15 protein-coding genes are annotated in these 14,555 nt (G+C 58.1%); 9 read left to right on the forward strand and 6 right to left on the reverse strand.

Translation table 11 applies throughout. The features are described from left to right. The first annotated feature begins 15 nt into the window (after positions 1-15). The 8 genes from ERE07_RS11740 (at position 16) to ERE07_RS11775 (ending at position 6,909) form a co-directional block, all read left to right on the forward strand. The gene (locus ERE07_RS11740) at positions 16-267 is read left to right on the forward strand and encodes a Trm112 family protein (protein WP_130009017.1); all 252 of its coding nucleotides are present in this window, start codon (positions 16-18) and stop codon (positions 265-267) included. Continuing rightward, positions 264-1,028 (forward strand): 3-deoxy-manno-octulosonate cytidylyltransferase, encoded by a 765-nt coding sequence (gene kdsB / locus ERE07_RS11745; RefSeq protein ID WP_130009018.1) that lies wholly within the window; start codon positions 264-266, stop codon positions 1,026-1,028. The genes ERE07_RS11740 and kdsB overlap by 4 nt, the downstream gene beginning before the upstream one ends. A gap of 105 nt (positions 1,029-1,133) precedes the next feature. Then, the gene (gene adk, locus ERE07_RS11750) at positions 1,134-1,790 is read left to right on the forward strand and encodes an adenylate kinase (protein WP_130009019.1); all 657 of its coding nucleotides are present in this window, start codon (positions 1,134-1,136) and stop codon (positions 1,788-1,790) included. Positions 1,791-1,848: 58 nt separating this feature from the next. After that, on the forward strand, positions 1,849-2,607 hold the full coding sequence (locus tag ERE07_RS11755; RefSeq protein ID WP_130009020.1) for a 3-hydroxyacyl-CoA dehydrogenase: 759 nt from the start codon (positions 1,849-1,851) through the stop codon (positions 2,605-2,607). A gap of 11 nt (positions 2,608-2,618) precedes the next feature. Next, positions 2,619-4,175 (forward strand): murein biosynthesis integral membrane protein MurJ, encoded by a 1,557-nt coding sequence (murJ, locus tag ERE07_RS11760; RefSeq protein ID WP_130009021.1) that lies wholly within the window; start codon positions 2,619-2,621, stop codon positions 4,173-4,175. A gap of 54 nt (positions 4,176-4,229) precedes the next feature. Then, complete coding sequence (rpsT, locus tag ERE07_RS11765; protein ID WP_130009022.1) at positions 4,230-4,493, forward strand: 30S ribosomal protein S20; 264 nt, start codon at positions 4,230-4,232, stop codon at positions 4,491-4,493. A gap of 180 nt (positions 4,494-4,673) precedes the next feature. Next, positions 4,674-5,636 carry a 2-hydroxyacid dehydrogenase gene (locus ERE07_RS11770; RefSeq protein WP_130009100.1) on the forward strand — a complete coding sequence of 321 codons (963 nt, stop codon included), beginning with the start codon at positions 4,674-4,676 and terminating at the stop codon, positions 5,634-5,636. A 34-nt stretch (positions 5,637-5,670) separates the two neighbouring features. Further along, the gene (locus ERE07_RS11775; protein WP_245153669.1) at positions 5,671-6,909 is read left to right on the forward strand and encodes an AI-2E family transporter; all 1,239 of its coding nucleotides are present in this window, start codon (positions 5,671-5,673) and stop codon (positions 6,907-6,909) included. Between the two features lie 65 nt (positions 6,910-6,974). Here ERE07_RS11775 and ERE07_RS11780 read toward each other — a convergent pair whose 3' ends face one another. After that, positions 6,975-7,895 carry a LysR substrate-binding domain-containing protein gene (locus ERE07_RS11780; RefSeq protein WP_130009023.1) on the reverse strand — a complete coding sequence of 307 codons (921 nt, stop codon included), beginning with the start codon at positions 7,893-7,895 and terminating at the stop codon, positions 6,975-6,977. 121 nt (positions 7,896-8,016) lie between these two features. Between ERE07_RS11780 and ERE07_RS11785 the strand changes: the two genes are divergently transcribed. After that, positions 8,017-8,661: an FMN-dependent NADH-azoreductase gene (locus tag ERE07_RS11785; protein WP_130009024.1), complete on the forward strand. Its 645-nt coding sequence runs from the start codon at positions 8,017-8,019 to the stop codon at positions 8,659-8,661. 3 nt (positions 8,662-8,664) lie between these two features. On the opposite strand, the gene ribA is transcribed toward ERE07_RS11785, so the two are convergent. From ribA to ERE07_RS11810, 5 genes are all read right to left on the reverse strand, one after another. After that, positions 8,665-9,339, reverse strand: coding sequence for a GTP cyclohydrolase II (gene ribA / locus ERE07_RS11790; RefSeq protein ID WP_130009025.1), 675 nt, complete (start codon positions 9,337-9,339; stop codon positions 8,665-8,667). A gap of 168 nt (positions 9,340-9,507) precedes the next feature. Next, the gene (locus ERE07_RS11795) at positions 9,508-10,212 is read right to left on the reverse strand and encodes an ABC transporter ATP-binding protein (RefSeq protein WP_130009026.1); all 705 of its coding nucleotides are present in this window, start codon (positions 10,210-10,212) and stop codon (positions 9,508-9,510) included. Continuing rightward, positions 10,199-12,034 carry a branched-chain amino acid ABC transporter ATP-binding protein/permease gene (locus ERE07_RS11800; RefSeq protein WP_130009027.1) on the reverse strand — a complete coding sequence of 612 codons (1,836 nt, stop codon included), beginning with the start codon at positions 12,032-12,034 and terminating at the stop codon, positions 10,199-10,201. The genes ERE07_RS11795 and ERE07_RS11800 overlap by 14 nt, the downstream gene beginning before the upstream one ends. Then, complete coding sequence (locus ERE07_RS11805) at positions 12,031-12,897, reverse strand: branched-chain amino acid ABC transporter permease (protein ID WP_245153671.1); 867 nt, start codon at positions 12,895-12,897, stop codon at positions 12,031-12,033. The genes ERE07_RS11800 and ERE07_RS11805 overlap by 4 nt, the downstream gene beginning before the upstream one ends. Positions 12,898-12,953: 56 nt before the next feature. Continuing rightward, entirely contained in the window at positions 12,954-14,309 is a 1,356-nt protein-coding gene (locus tag ERE07_RS11810) for a substrate-binding protein (protein WP_130009029.1), read from the reverse strand. Between the last annotated feature and the right edge of the window lie 246 nt (positions 14,310-14,555).

The raw sequence follows: 14,555 nt of genomic DNA on the forward strand, positions 1-14,555 counted from the left end.
ACTCTGGAGCCACGCATGGAAACCCGCCTGCTAGAAATCCTGGTCTGCCCGCTATGCAAAGGCCCATTGCAGCATGATCGCGACAACCATGAGCTCATCTGCCGCCCGGACAAACTGGCCTTTCCCATTCGGGATGGCATACCCGTCATGCTGCCAGATGAGGCGCGGATCATTACGCCCCCCAACGCCGATACAGAGGGCAAAAAGGCCGCCCAAGGCTCGACCGCCGACGCAGCCGATGAAAACGGCGACATGAACCCATCATGAGCTTTATCGCCGTTATTCCGGCCCGAATCGCGTCGACCCGTCTTGCCAATAAGCCCCTGCAGGACATCGCCGGCAAACCCATGGTGATTCGGACTGCCGAACAGGCCGCGCGCTCTGGCGCATCACGCGTTATCGTCGCCACAGATGACAATCGCATCCTGCAAGCCGCCGTTCAGCACGGTATCGAAGCGCTGCTCACCCGGTCGGACCACCCTACCGGCACCGACCGTCTGGCTGAAGTCTGTGAGCAACTGGCCTTGCCCGCACAAGCCATTGTGGTCAATGTTCAGGGCGACGAACCGCTGATGGATCCGGGCATCATCGACCAGGTTGCACACCTGCTGCAGGCAACCCCCGACGCGGCGATTGCAACCTGCGCCGCGCCCATACACAGCGCCGATACGCTGTTCAATCCGAATGCAGTCAAGGTGGTGTGCTCTGCCGATGATCGCGCGCTCTACTTCTCGCGCGCCCCCATACCCTGGGCGCGCGATGCGCTGGCCGACGGCAACAAAGTATTGGCACCAGGCTTGCCAGCGCTGCACCATATCGGCCTGTATGCCTATCGTGCGGGTTTTCTGACCCTGTTCCCCTCCTTGCCGATAGGTCCGCTGGAAACCTATGAATCACTGGAGCAATTGCGTGCGCTCGAGAACGGCCACAGCATTGCCGTGTACACGACCAAAGCCTTGCCGGCAGCGGGCGTTGATACCGAACAAGACCTGCAGCGAGTACGTCAGGTGTTCGCAAATCGGTTATAAAGCCATGTTCGGTTCGGACCCTGCGATCCGACAGGCTCATGCAGACATTGCTGCATTGCGGCATAATTCCAACTTAAAAAAACGACACCCCCAGGAGAAAATCACATGCGACTGATATTGCTCGGTCCGCCCGGTGCGGGCAAAGGCACTCAAGCTGCGTTCATCACAAAAAAATATGGCATTCCCCAGATTTCGACGGGCGACATGCTGCGCGCGGCCGTGAAAGCAGGCACGCCACTGGGGCTTGAGGCCAAAAAAATCATGGATACTGGCGGCCTCGTGTCGGACGATATCATCATTGGTCTGGTCAAAGACCGCCTGCAACAGCCCGATTGCGAAAAAGGCTATCTCTTCGACGGGTTTCCTCGCACCATCCCGCAAGCCGACGCCCTCCGGCAGGCCAATGTGGGGCTGGATTATGTGGTCGAGATCTCGGTTCCAGAAGAAAACATCATCGAACGCATGAGCGGTCGCCGCGTTCACCCTGCCAGCGGCCGCAGCTATCACACCAAGTTCAACCCGCCCAAGACACCTGATGTCGACGATGTTACGGGCGACCCTCTGGTTCAACGCGACGATGATCGCGAAGAAACGGTGCGTCACCGCCTGTCGGTGTATCGCGACCAGACACGGCCACTGGTGGATTACTACTCCCAATGGGCAGCGTCGGACGAACCCGGCGCGCCCGCCTATCGGCAGTTGTCAGGCCTGGGCTCGGTCGATGAAATTCAGGCACGCATCTTCCAGGCATTGACATCCTGAACATGCCACCCGGGAAAGGTACCCCGCGGTGGCTCCCATAGATAAAACAGAGGCAAACATGGAAATCAAAGACAAGGTATTCATTGTTACGGGTGGCGCGTCCGGCCTGGGCGCGGGCACGGCCCGCATGCTGGTGGCGGAGGGCGCCAAGGTCGTCCTTGCGGACGTTCAGGACGAAGCGGGCGAAGCACTGGCTGCCGAGCTCGGGCAAACCTATATTCACTGCGACGTAACACAAGAAGCAGACGGCCAGACGGCAGTGGCAGCAGCGCTCAAGGCGGGCAAGCTGTTTGGCCTGGTCAACTGCGCAGGGGTCGCGCCGGCGACACGCACAGTCGGTCGCAACGGGCCGCACCCGCTGGATATGTTCCAGAAAGTGGTCATGATCAATCTCGTGGGCACCTTCAACATGGCCCGCCTGGCCGCCCAGGCCATGAGCGAGAACGCCCCGGAACCTACGGGCGAGCGCGGCGTGCTGATTAACACCGCATCGGTCGCCGCCTATGACGGCCAGATCGGCCAGGCGGCTTATGCGTCCTCCAAGGCAGGTGTTGTTGGCCTGACGCTGCCGTTGGCCCGCGATCTGTCCAAACTGGGCATACGCTGCGTGACCATCGCACCCGGCATTTTCGGCACGCCCATGGTGTTCGGCATGCCGCAAGAAGTCCAGGACAGCCTTGCGGCCAGCATTCCCTTCCCATCCCGCCTCGGTCGCCCAGAAGACTACGCCAAACTGGTCAATAGCATCATCACTAACGAGATGATCAATGGCGAAACCATTCGCCTGGACGGCGCCATTCGCATGGCGCCAAAATAAAGCCAGCATCAATGAGCCTGTTTAGGTCGGCCGCCACGGTCAGCAGCTTCACGCTGGTTTCGCGCATAACCGGCCTGTTCCGGGATATCCTGATCGCCGGCGTGTTCGGCGCAGGTCCGCTGACCGATGCATTCTGGGTGGCCTTCCGTATACCCAACCTTCTGCGCCGCCTGTTTGCCGAGGGCGCATTTTCTCAGGCATTCGTTCCCATCCTGGGCCAGGTGCGGACAGAGCGCGACCATCAAGCCGTGCGCATACTGCTGGATCGTGTTGCCCTGCTGCTTACGTTTGCGCTGATGCTGGTCACCCTGGCAGGCATGGTCGGCGCGCCCTGGGTGGTCAGCGCCATGGCCAGCGGGATGCGTACCGCCGAACGGCAGCCCGAATTCCTCGCTGCTGTCTGGATGACGCGGCTGATGTTCCCCTATATCGTCTGCATGTCGCTGGTCGCTTTGGCGTCGGGGGTGCTCAACACCTGGAGCCGCTTCGCCGTACCCGCGTTCACGCCAGTGCTGCTCAATCTGTCGATGATTGGCTCGGCGCTGCTGCTGACGCCGCTGTTCGATACGCCCATCTACGCGCTGGCGGCTGGCGTCATGCTGGGCGGCGGCGCCCAACTGACGGTCCAGTGGGTTGCGCTGGCCCGGTTGGGCCTGCTTCCCCGATACTCGCTGCGGCTGCGCGAAGCATGGCAGGATCCGCTCGTGCAGCGCATCATGCGCCAGATGCTGCCGGCAATATTGGGCGTGTCGGTCGCCCAGATTTCCCTGCTCATTAACACCAATATTGCTACCTGGCTTACGCCAGGGAGCGTAACCTGGCTATCCTTTGCCGACAGGCTGATGGAGTTTCCCACCGCATTGCTTGGTGTGGCCCTGGGAACCGTGCTGCTGCCCAGCCTGTCCGCAGCGCACGCCCGTCAGGATCATCAGGCCTACAGCGCACTATTGGATTGGGGACTGCGGCTGGTACTGTTGCTGGGCTTGCCCGCAGCCCTTGGGCTTGCCCTGCTGTCAGATGGCCTGGTCGCCACGCTGTTCAACTACGGCGCGTTCACCAGCCACGACGTGGGGCAAACACAGCTTGCCGTGGCGGCCTACTCCGTCGGGCTGCTGGGCCTGCTGGGCATAAAGATCCTGGCGCCTGGCTTCTATGCCAAGCAAGACATCCGCACACCCGTCAAGATCGCCCTGATGGTGCTGGTGCTGACGCAACTGTTCAACTTGATTTTCGTACCCCTCTTTGCCCACGCCGGCCTGGCCTTGTCCATCGGGCTGGGAGCCACCGTCAATGCCCTGTGCCTGGCATTTCTGCTCAAGCGCGGCGGGCTCTATCAACCATCGCCGGGCTGGCTGGCATTTATCCTGCGAATGCTGCCCGCGGTGCTTGCAGTGGCCGGAATGCTTTGGTTTGCAGGTCAGCATCTTGACTGGGTAGCGCTGGGCGCGCGGCCAGGCGTGCGCGCGCTCTGGCTTGCCACCGTTGTCATTGGCGCCGCCATACTGTATTTTTCCTTGCTTTTCCTGTGTGGTTTTCGGCGCAGCGACTTTACAAGACGGTATAAATAACCTAGAATAGCGGTCTTTGCCGAATTAAACCTTTACACACGGATAACGCAAAACATGGCCAATTCCGCCCAAGCCCGTAAACGCGCGCGCCAGTCGGTGCAGCGCAACAAGCACAATGCCAGCCTGCGCTCCATGCTACGCACATCGATCAAGCGCGTACGCCAGGCTATCGCCACCGGCGACAAAGCTGCAGCTGCCGAAGTATTCCAGAAAACCACGAGCATCATTGATCGCGTGGCCGACAAGAACATCATCCACAAAAACAAGGCTGCTCGTCATAAAAGCCGTCTTGCCGCCGCAGTCAAAGCAATCGCCTGATACTGCGCGTAAGGGTTAGATCGGCAAAATACTGTCCGGGCTCGGCCCGGAACAAAAAAAGGGACGCTTGCAGCGTCCTTTTTTTGTTGCTGCGGTATAGTTCATTCGGATGACTCGCCTCTTTTACCTAAAATCACATGGCGAAGCATCCCTTAAATGACAATATATAGCGAGGCACAAATGACATCGGCAAAACCCGCGTTGCTCCAGTTGATTCCCTTGAGTTTGCCTGAGGCTGCGCGACGCTTGTCCACGCATTTCGATGTGATCGAAGGCTGGAACACAGAAGACAGAGAGCACGCCATCAAGACCCGCAGCCAAGATGTTTCCGTGCTAGTTACCAGCGCCATGACTGCTACGCCTGCGACGCTGATCGATCACTTTCCTGCCCTGAAAGCCATCTGCAGCTTTGGCGTTGGATACGACTCTATCGACGTACGCCATGCACAGCAGCAAGGCATCCAGGTCAGTAACACGCCTGATGTACTCAACGATTGTGTCGCGGACGAAGCCATGGGCTTGATGCTGACCACAGCCCGCAGGCTGAGCCAGGCAGAACGCTATGTACGTGCCAACCTCTGGGGCTCGAGCACGGGCTTTCCACTTGGCACAAAAGTGAGTCACAAAAAACTGGGTATCGTTGGCCTGGGCCGCATCGGCCAGGCGATTGCCCGGCGTGCCGCAGGCTTCGACATGGATATCCGCTACCATAACCGCCGGCAACGTGACGACACCCGTTTGACCTATGAGCCTTCGTTAAAGCGATTGGCGGAGTGGGCTGATTTCCTGGTGATCGCCACGGTAGGCGGAGACAGCACGCGCAAGTTGATTGATGCGGACATCATCAAGGCACTTGGCCCCACAGGCATCCTGATCAATATTTCCCGCGGCTCAGTGATCGACGAAACCGCCCTCACGCAGGCGCTGAGCAATGGGGAACTGGGCGGCGCGGGGCTAGACGTCTATGAAAACGAACCCAAGGTTCCGGAAGCCCTCAAGTCCCTGGACAACGTCGTGCTCGTGCCGCATATCGGCAGCGCCACCATCGAAACCCGCAGAGCCATGGGCGAGCTGGTGCTGGACAATGTGGATGCATACGCAACCAGCGGTCGAGTTCTGACACCGATTCAGGCCTTAGCCTGAATCGGCAGTTCAGCCCAGCCAGGGAACAACAGCCATGAGTGCTCACGAACAGAACGATAGCGCGCCCTCCTCTACCGCAGCAGACATGGCTCCTGACACACACAGCCTCGATGCGAGTAATCCGTCAGGCGAAGACAAGCTCCCCAAAGTAGCGTTACCTGTGCCCACCGGCGCCGAGCGCCGAGAGATCGCGCTCCTTATCTTGGCAACGATTGCACTTGTCTTTGCCTTGCAGTGGGCGCGCGATTTTTTCATACCGCTAGTCTTTGGCATTTTTGTTTCGTACACCCTCAATCCCATTGTTTCCTGGCTCGAGCGTGCGCGCATTCCCCGGGTGATCGGCGTGAGCCTGGTCATGCTCGCGCTGCTGGCTTCGGCGGCGACCCTTGCCACGACCGTCTATAAGGAAGCCCAATCCATCGTTGATGAGCTGCCTTTGGTCACCTACAAAATCACGCAGGCAATGCGCGAGGTACGCGGCGGCGAACTGGGATCGCTGGAAAAGTTACAGCACATGGCCGACGAGTTGCGCAAAGCCGCAAGCGCCGAGCCCGCGTCCTTGCCCGACCAGAATAGCGGAACGGTTAACCAGCCCGTACCCGCGGTGATCGTCAAACAGGCCGAATTTAACCTTCATGACTGGCTCTGGGCCGGCTCGCTGGGAGCGGCCAGCTTTATGGGCCAACTGATCATGGTGTTGTTCCTGGTCTTTTTCGCGCTCCTGTCTGGCGACACATTCAAGCGCAAGCTGGTCAAGCTGACGGGTCCGTCGCTGACCAGCAAGAAGATCACCGTGCATATTCTGGATGACATCAACATGTCGATTCAGAAATACATGTTCATGCTGCTGGTCACCAACGTGCTGCTCGGCCTGCTGTCATGGGTTTCCCTGTACCTGATCGGCCTGGACAACCCTGGCGCCTGGGCGATCGCCATCGGGCTGCTGCACATCATTCCCTATTTTGGGGTTGTCATCGCGGCGGCGGCCGTTGGGTTGGCCGCCTTCCTGCAGTTTGAGTCGTTCTCCCTGATGCTGCTGGTTGTAGCCGTCACGATAGGGATTGCCTCGCTGGTCGGCACTTTGGTGACGACCTGGATGACAGGCCGGATTGCCAAGATGAACGCGACCGCCGTGTTTGTTGCCCTGCTTTTTGGAGGATGGCTGTGGGGCGTATGGGGCATGCTGCTCTGTGTCCCCATTATCGTGGTGTTAAAAGTGATTGCCGAGCGCATCGAAGGGATGCAATCCGTCGCCGAGCTGCTTGGCGACTAACACGCCGCCAAGGCTCTCCGCCGCGCTGCCCTGGCAATATCGACGCAAGACACTCGACATCTTGCTCAGGGTGCTGCCTGCCGCCCGTCGGCGGCGGTCAACAGGCGCTCGCCGAGAAAGTCCAGAAAAGACCGCACAGCCGGCACCATGCCGCGGCGCGAACTGAATACTGCGTGAACAATCCCTGGTGCGGTTGACCATTCTCGCAACGGTTCGATCAAGCGACCATCGGCCAGTTCTTCGACACACATGTAATCGGGTAACAGCCCCAAACCTACGCCGCCCAGAATAGCGAACTTCAAGGTCAGCATGTCATCCGCGATGAAATGCGGTCGATGCGCAAGCTTATACTGGGCGCCATTAGGACCGTACAACGTCCAGATCGCCCTGCCTTCGTTGGCGGACATCGCCACCGAATCAAGCAAAGTGAGGTCCGCAGGGCGCTCTGGATGGCCTTGGCGATGCAGTAGGCCTGGACTGGCAACCAGCAGTGCTTGCGACATGCCGAGCCGCTTGACGACCAGGCTGCCACTGTCAGCGAGCGAAGGCCGCACGCGCAAGGCGATATCCACGCCCTCTTCGACAACATCCACCACCCGGTTGTTGACCTGCATGTGTATCTGCACATAGGGATAAAGCTTCATGTAATCGGGCAACAGAGGGCCCACGACCGTCTGCGCCACGGTCACCGGGCAAACGACACGAACGAGCCCCCGGGGTTCAGTCTGCATCTGGGCGACGGCTGCTGTCGCCGCCTGAGCCTCATCACAAATGGCAGTGCAATGACGGTAAAACAGCTCGCCCGCCGTCGTCAGCGACAGCTTGCGCGTGGTTCGTTGCAGCAACCTCACCCCAAGCTCTTCTTCCAATCGGGCGACTCTTCGCGAAAGCCGCGACTTTGGAATGCCCAGTGCTCGACCCGCCGCCGCAAAGCTCCCCTGATTGACGACTTCTGCGAAGTACATCATATCGTTAAGGTCGTACATAAATAAGGACTCTCAATTAGTATCAAAAACAGGACAATCTATCGCATTTGCAGCGTCTTATCAATCACATAGCATCAATGCACAATGACAGCGTTCCAGTGACAAACACAACGGAGTAAAAATGAAACTGCTTCACATCGACTCAAGCATCAATGGCGCGCAATCCATCTCTCGAACCCTGACCCGAGACATTGTTTCGCAATGGTCAGCCAACAATCCGAACACGCAAGTTGATTACCTGGACTTGGCCGTGGACACGCCCCTGCATTTTTCCGCAGACTCCTTGGGCATTCGCCAGCCCCCGGGCAGCCATCCTCAGAGCAACGCCCAGCAGCAGGAAAACACGCTGTCGGAAACCCTGGTCAGCCAGTTTCTGGATTCGGACGTGGTGGTCATCGGCGCGCCACTCTATAATTTTTCGATTCCCAGCCAGCTCAAAGCCTGGATAGACCGGATCGCACAAGCCGGCCGTACGTTCCGCTATACAGAAAACGGCCCGATCGGGCTGGCGGGCGACAAGACCGCGATCATCGCCTTGAGTCGTGGCGGCGTGTATTCGTCCAGCGAGGCCGGGCAGGCCATGGAGCACCAAGAGTCTTACCTGAAAACCATACTGGGTTTTTTTGGCGTGACAGATATACGTGTTGTTCGTGCCGAGGGCACCAACCTGGGGGCAGACGCCCTGGCTGCGGCCATGAATACGGCAGCAACGCGCATTGCCGAGATTACAGCCGAGCCCGCGCTTGCTCAATCTCAAGCTGCCTGAACCCTAGCGCTTGTCTTTAAGCCAATGGCCAAGCTTCGAGGCTTTGGTACTGAGGTAATGCTCATTGTAGGGATTACGGTTGACCTGTAGCGGCAAGCGCTCGGCAACCGTAATCCCCAGTTTTTCCATCGCGGCAACCTTGCGAGGATTGTTGGTCATCAAACGCAGCGAAGTGATGCCACAATGATCCAGCATGGGCTTGCATAAGTCATAACGACGCATATCGGCCGGAAACCCCAAACGCACATTGGCTTCGACCGTGTCTGCGCCCTCATCCTGCAGGCGATAGGCGCGTATTTTGTTGACCAGTCCGATTCCCCGCCCTTCCTGGCGCAGATAAAGCAGTGCTCCCCGCCCTTCACTGGCGATCGCCTGCATCGCTGCCTCCAGCTGCGCACCACAGTCGCAGCGTTGGCTGAACAGTGCATCACCCGTAAGACATTCGGAATGTACGCGCGCCAATACGGGCTTGCCGTCGGCGACGTCGCCCAACGACAGCAAGAGATGTTCTTTGGCGGTCGCCGGATCGACAAAAATATGGATCTGGAACGTCGCCCATGGCGTTGGCAGATTGCTGGACGCAATGTAGTCCAGCGTATAGCCGGCAACCCTGTCGCCGACCGCCGCCGCTTGTTGATGATTGATGAGATCGGATTCTTCGCCAGTAATGGGCGGCATAGACTACACCTCGGATGGAAAGCGCAAAAACTGGATCGTGCTGCGCCCGCGTCGGTATATCGCCGCAGGATGCGGCAACGCGTCCACCCGTATCATACTTCGATGAGGCGCCGAACGGGATTCGTGCCGTGCATCCGGTGATTCGGAGGCACGGCCTGAAGCCCTCCGCTAGACCTTGACGCCCAGGTATTTTTCTATCACAGACTTGTCGCTTTGCAGGGCTTCTGGCGTGCCTTCGAATACCATATGCCCGTTATTGAGCAGATAGCAGCGGTCAGCCAATGAAAGCGCTGCCCGAACGTTCTGCTCCACAATGACCACTGTATGGCCACTGCCGGCCAGTTTTCGGCACACCTCGATGAGGTTCTGAACAATCAGCGGCGCCAGGCCTTCGAAGGGCTCATCCAGCATGATGAGATTGGCGTTGCGTATCATCGCCCTGGCAATGGCCAGCATCTGCTGTTCGCCTCCGGAAAGCTGTTTGCCACGATTGCGGCGGCGTTCAGCCAGTCGTGGAAAGGTCTCGTAAATTTCCTCCAGCGTTCTTGCCGGCTTAGCCGTCATGGCAGCCAACTGCAGATTCTCCTGCACGGTAATGGCGCCGAAGATGCGGCGCTCCTCCGGAACCAATTGAATGCCTCGGCGGGCAAGCTGAAACGGCGGGAGATGTTGCACCTCTTCGCCGTTGTGGCGAATAACGCCACTCTTGGGCTGCACCATGCCCATCAGCGACTTGAGCGTCGTGCTCTTGCCCGCCCCGTTGCGCCCCAGCAGAGCGACCACCTCATTCTCTTCGACGCGCATGGAAACGTCGAACAGAATGTGAGAGTCTCCGTAGAAGCTGTTTATTTTGTCGACTTCAAGCAGGCTCATGCTCGTCCATCCCTCCGAGATAGGCAGTCTGCACTGCCGGGTTCGTCCGGATTTCGTCCGGGATTCCTTCTGCCAGCTTGCGGCCTTCATACAGTACGGTAATACGCTCCGCCAATTCGAACATGGCATCCATATCGTGCTCCACGATCACCATGCTGCGACCCTTGCGTACCGACTTGAGCAAGGCCACAACGTGCACGCGCTCCTCTGGTCCAAGACCGGCCAGCGGCTCGTCGAACAGCAGAACATTCGCGCCGGTCGCCAAGGCGAGGCCGATTTCCAGCCGGCGCTTTTCGCCGTACGAAAGCTCCGACACGAGCGTATCAGCCTGGCGCGTAAGATCAACCAGCTCAACGGCGGCGTTCACCTGCTCATCCAATTCAGGCGAGTGATGCAGCCCACGCAGCATGTCTGGTCGGAATTTGCCGCGACGGCGAGCAAGCACAGGAATCATGACGTTCTGCCGCACAGACAGGGCTTCAAATAACTGATTGATCTGATAGCTTTTGCTCATGCCCAACTGACACACCGCAGTCACACCAATGCCCGTGATCTCCTGCCCCCTGAAAAACACATTCCCACTCGTGGTTGGCAATTCTCCTGCCAACATGGCAAAGAAGGTCGACTTGCCGGCGCCATTCGGACCAATCACCCCGCGCATCTCGCCCTCAGACAGCGAGAATGTCACGTCGCTCACTGCCTTCAAGCCACCATACTGTTTACTGATGCCCCGCGCCTCCAGTACAGGCTGGTCCGATTTTCCGCCATCGATGGGTGCTACGACATCAAGCGCTGCAATCGCCCTATCGTCGGCCTCCTCATCGATAACCTTGGTCGAGTTGCGGCGACGGATGTTCCAGTCCAGCACACCGCCTGCAACGCCGTGACGGAACACGGTGACCAGCACAACGAACACAATGCCTAGTATCAGTTTCCAGTAAGCACCGATATTCGAGATCTGCTGCAGGCCTTCGTACAGATACAGCCAGATCGTTGCACCAATAATGGGGCCCAGCAGGGTTCCGGCACCGCCCATCACCGTCTGGATCACCAGTTGAGCCGACGTATCCAGCGCAAAGGCATCAGGCGGCATGTAGGACTGGAACACACCCAGCAATCCACCCGCCAGACCGCCATAGGCCGCGGCAATCACGAACACAGAAAGCTTGTATCCGTTAATGGCATGCCCCAACGCCAGCGCGCGTCTGGGATTGCCGCGAATGGCCTTGAGCACCGCGCCGAATGGCGAGCGTACAATGCGCCGGGCGACAACGTAACCAACAAAGAAGAAAAGCGCCACAAACCAGTACATCGACCAACCGCTGGAAATACGTATGGTCATGAATCCCAGCGCAACCTCAGGCGGAGGTACGCCGGCAATACCGTTCTCTCCCCCTGTATAGGCTTTGAAAGCGGAGTTTTCGAGAAAGTAGAACATCTCGCCAAAGGCCAGCGTGCTCATGGCAAAGTAGATGCCTGTACGCCTCAGGGTAAGATAGCCGATCACCAGCCCTGCCACGGCAGACACGACGACGCCTATCAACAAGGCAAGCAGCATATGCGGCACAATACCCGACGTGAGTAAATAGGCAGACACAAAGCCACCCGTGCCGTAGAACGCAGCCTGACCGAACGACAGCAGTCCGGTATAACCGAACAGCAGATCGAACCCCAGGCCGAACAGGCCCCAGATCAGAATACGTGTCAGCAAGTCTGCGCTCATGCCAAGATACGGCAGAACAAAAGGCGCGGCCAGCAGACAGGCGCCGACAACGAGCTCGGGAAGCTGCCTGCGCGCAAATGACGGTGTGTGCGTGCTCATTCGCGACCCTCCTGTCCCATCAGGCCTTGGGGCCGGAAAATCAGAACCAGCGCCATCACCACAAACAGCATGACATGCGAGTATGCAGGGTTGAACATGGAAGTAAGACTCAGGATTTCGCCCGCGATGATGCCGCCTATGATGGCTCCCGGGAAAGAGCCGACGCCGCCGATCACGACAACGACAAAGGAATCGACCAGGACACGGTGCCCCATGTCAGGCGACAGCGTAACAATAGGAGAATCGATGACGCCGGCATAGCCGGCCGCCATCGCGCCAATACCGAACACAAGCAGGAAAGTGCGTTTGACGTTAATGCCCAGCACGTTAACCATTTGCGCATCTTCGATGCCTGCGCGAACGATCAGGCCCAGACTGGTCCGATACAACACAAAATACAGCAAGGCCAGTGTTGCCGCGGCAATGCCTAGCGCCTGCAGCCGATACAAGGGATAGATGAGCGAACCAATATGGGCAATGCCCTGCCCCCAGGTTGGCGTCGGCACCGACAGGCTGATGCCGCCATAGATCGAACGTACGATTTCGACAAGGATGATGCCGATGCCGAACGTCACCAGGATCTGGTCTTCCGCGGGGCGGCTGTAATACATGCGCATCAGGCCGCGCTCAACCACGAGCCCGACCACTAATGCAACCAGCGACCCCACCACGATGGCAATCAGGAATGACTCTGTCACTCCGTACGCCGTATAGCCCGCGTAGGCGCCCACGACAAACAGGGCGCCATGCGCGAAGTTAACCACGCCGAGCGTGCCGTAAATGATAGTCAGGCCGGTGCTGGTCAGGGCCAATAACAGCCCCATTGCCAGCCCGTTGAACAGCTGAGATAAGAACAACGACATGCTCGGCATTCAAGCTTCCTCCTTATAGTTATATGCCCGTCAGCAACATCGCCTGATCAGACATAATCCCCAAGCTTGCAGCCCAGCACGCCCAGATCGGGCAATGCAGACTTGCCGTCCACGACCTCAACGATTTCGAAGTAGTCATCGTCATTCGCCATGTCGGCTTTCTTCTTGCCGCGCACAATCGGAAAGTTGATGACGCCCTGATGATCGCCTGCGCGAAAGGTGACGTCGCCGACCGGGCCCTGACGGACTTCACCCGCCTCGTAAGCCTTGATGACATCCGGCGGATAAAAGGAACCGGCCCGCTCGCACGCATCCGCCCACAGCACGGTGGTCAGATAAGCGATATAGGCAGAGTCACGCGGCTTTGCGTTGAACTTCTTCTCGAAGGCCGCCACGAAATCCTTGGCAATCGGATACTTGTCCTGCAGCGTCCACCAAAAACCTGTGGCGCCATAAACACCCTGCATGATGTCTGCCCCGATTTCCTTTTCCAGGAAGGCTGACATATACGGCACAACGATCTGCATCTTGTCCAGCAAGCCGAATTGCTTGGCCTGTTTGATGGAGTTTGCCGCATCGGCGCCGTACGCAATCACGACCAAGGTATCTGCATCGCTGTTGGCAATGTTGATCAGGAACGAGCTGTAGTCTTTTGCCCCCAATGGGTGCACCTGTTCGCCTACGGTGGTCCAGCCTTCCTTCTCGGTAAATTCCTTCATCGAATCAAAGGTGGTGTGACCATAGGTGTAGTCAGGCACAAGATAAATTGCCTTGCGGTCCTTGCCCAGGTTTTTCGCCAGTACCGGCGCAATGGCCTTGCAGGCGGGATAGGCGTAGTAACACAAGCGAAAACCGTAACGCTGGCAATCAACACCCGTGGTTTCGTTGGAGCCGCTGATGGCGGGCAGATAAATCGTGCGTTCGCGGTCACACACCTTTTGCAACGCAATGGCCACGGCACTGCTGGTGCTGCCAGAAACCATCATGGCCTTGTTGTCGTGGATAAAGCGACTGGCAGATTGAACCGCCGTGTTGGGCTTGGTTTCCGCATCGGCAACGCCAAACTTCACCGTCTTGCCCAGCACACCTTTTTTGGTCAGCGGAGAAATTTTCTTGACTTCTTCCGCGCCGGCATTCAGTTGCTCGACGGCCAGCTCATAGCCTTTCTGTTGATCGGCACCCTGCGCGGAATAGGGACCGGTAATATCCAATGTAAGCCCGATGAATACCGTATCACCCTCAACACCCGCCGGAAAGTTGCCAACTGGTTTCTTTTCTTCTGCCGCCAGCGCAGCAGCACCGGGTAGCAACATACTGCCTGCCGCGCCCGCTACGCCCATCTTCAGCAGTGCGCGACGATCCAGCGCAGTTTCGCCGAACCCGTTTGTTTTCTTGTCATCCATCCTAATCTCCTTATATACCTGTTTATGTATTGCCTGGCTTCTGTCTAGATTGAGTGCCGATCTATGTCGGCTTGGCCCCGCGTTCAGACGCCGCCGCTTTTCGCCAGATTGCGCCAACGCTGGTTTTTGCTTGGGTATATAAGAAATACGATTTGAAACTTACGTAAAACTTACGATCCATCATTCATTGGGCTACCACCATTCAAAGGAGAGTCAAAAACCTTACTTGCATACAGTCAAAAAATG

The organism is Allopusillimonas ginsengisoli (assembly GCF_004153455.1).
GTDB lineage: Bacteria > Pseudomonadota > Gammaproteobacteria > Burkholderiales > Burkholderiaceae_B > Allopusillimonas > Allopusillimonas ginsengisoli.

Bases quoted from the DNA above. Each gene is read 5' to 3' on its own strand.
- ERE07_RS11740 (WP_130009017.1), top strand. From the start codon at position 16: ATGGAAACCCGCCTGCTAGAAATCCTGGTCTGCCCGCTATGCAAAGGC.
- kdsB (WP_130009018.1), top strand. From the start codon at position 264: ATGAGCTTTATCGCCGTTATTCCGGCCCGAATCGCGTCGACCCGTCTT.
- adk (WP_130009019.1), top strand. From the start codon at position 1,134: ATGCGACTGATATTGCTCGGTCCGCCCGGTGCGGGCAAAGGCACTCAA.
- ERE07_RS11755 (WP_130009020.1), top strand. From the start codon at position 1,849: ATGGAAATCAAAGACAAGGTATTCATTGTTACGGGTGGCGCGTCCGGC.
- murJ (WP_130009021.1), top strand. From the start codon at position 2,619: ATGAGCCTGTTTAGGTCGGCCGCCACGGTCAGCAGCTTCACGCTGGTT.
- rpsT (WP_130009022.1), top strand. From the start codon at position 4,230: ATGGCCAATTCCGCCCAAGCCCGTAAACGCGCGCGCCAGTCGGTGCAG.
- ERE07_RS11770 (WP_130009100.1), top strand. From the start codon at position 4,674: ATGACATCGGCAAAACCCGCGTTGCTCCAGTTGATTCCCTTGAGTTTG.
- ERE07_RS11775 (WP_245153669.1), top strand. From the start codon at position 5,671: ATGAGTGCTCACGAACAGAACGATAGCGCGCCCTCCTCTACCGCAGCA.
- ERE07_RS11780 (WP_130009023.1), bottom strand. From the start codon at position 7,895: ATGTACGACCTTAACGATATGATGTACTTCGCAGAAGTCGTCAATCAG.
- ERE07_RS11785 (WP_130009024.1), top strand. From the start codon at position 8,017: ATGAAACTGCTTCACATCGACTCAAGCATCAATGGCGCGCAATCCATC.
- ribA (WP_130009025.1), bottom strand. From the start codon at position 9,339: ATGCCGCCCATTACTGGCGAAGAATCCGATCTCATCAATCATCAACAA.
- ERE07_RS11795 (WP_130009026.1), bottom strand. From the start codon at position 10,212: ATGAGCCTGCTTGAAGTCGACAAAATAAACAGCTTCTACGGAGACTCT.
- ERE07_RS11800 (WP_130009027.1), bottom strand. From the start codon at position 12,034: ATGAGCACGCACACACCGTCATTTGCGCGCAGGCAGCTTCCCGAGCTC.
- ERE07_RS11805 (WP_245153671.1), bottom strand. From the start codon at position 12,897: ATGTCGTTGTTCTTATCTCAGCTGTTCAACGGGCTGGCAATGGGGCTG.
- ERE07_RS11810 (WP_130009029.1), bottom strand. From the start codon at position 14,309: ATGGATGACAAGAAAACAAACGGGTTCGGCGAAACTGCGCTGGATCGT.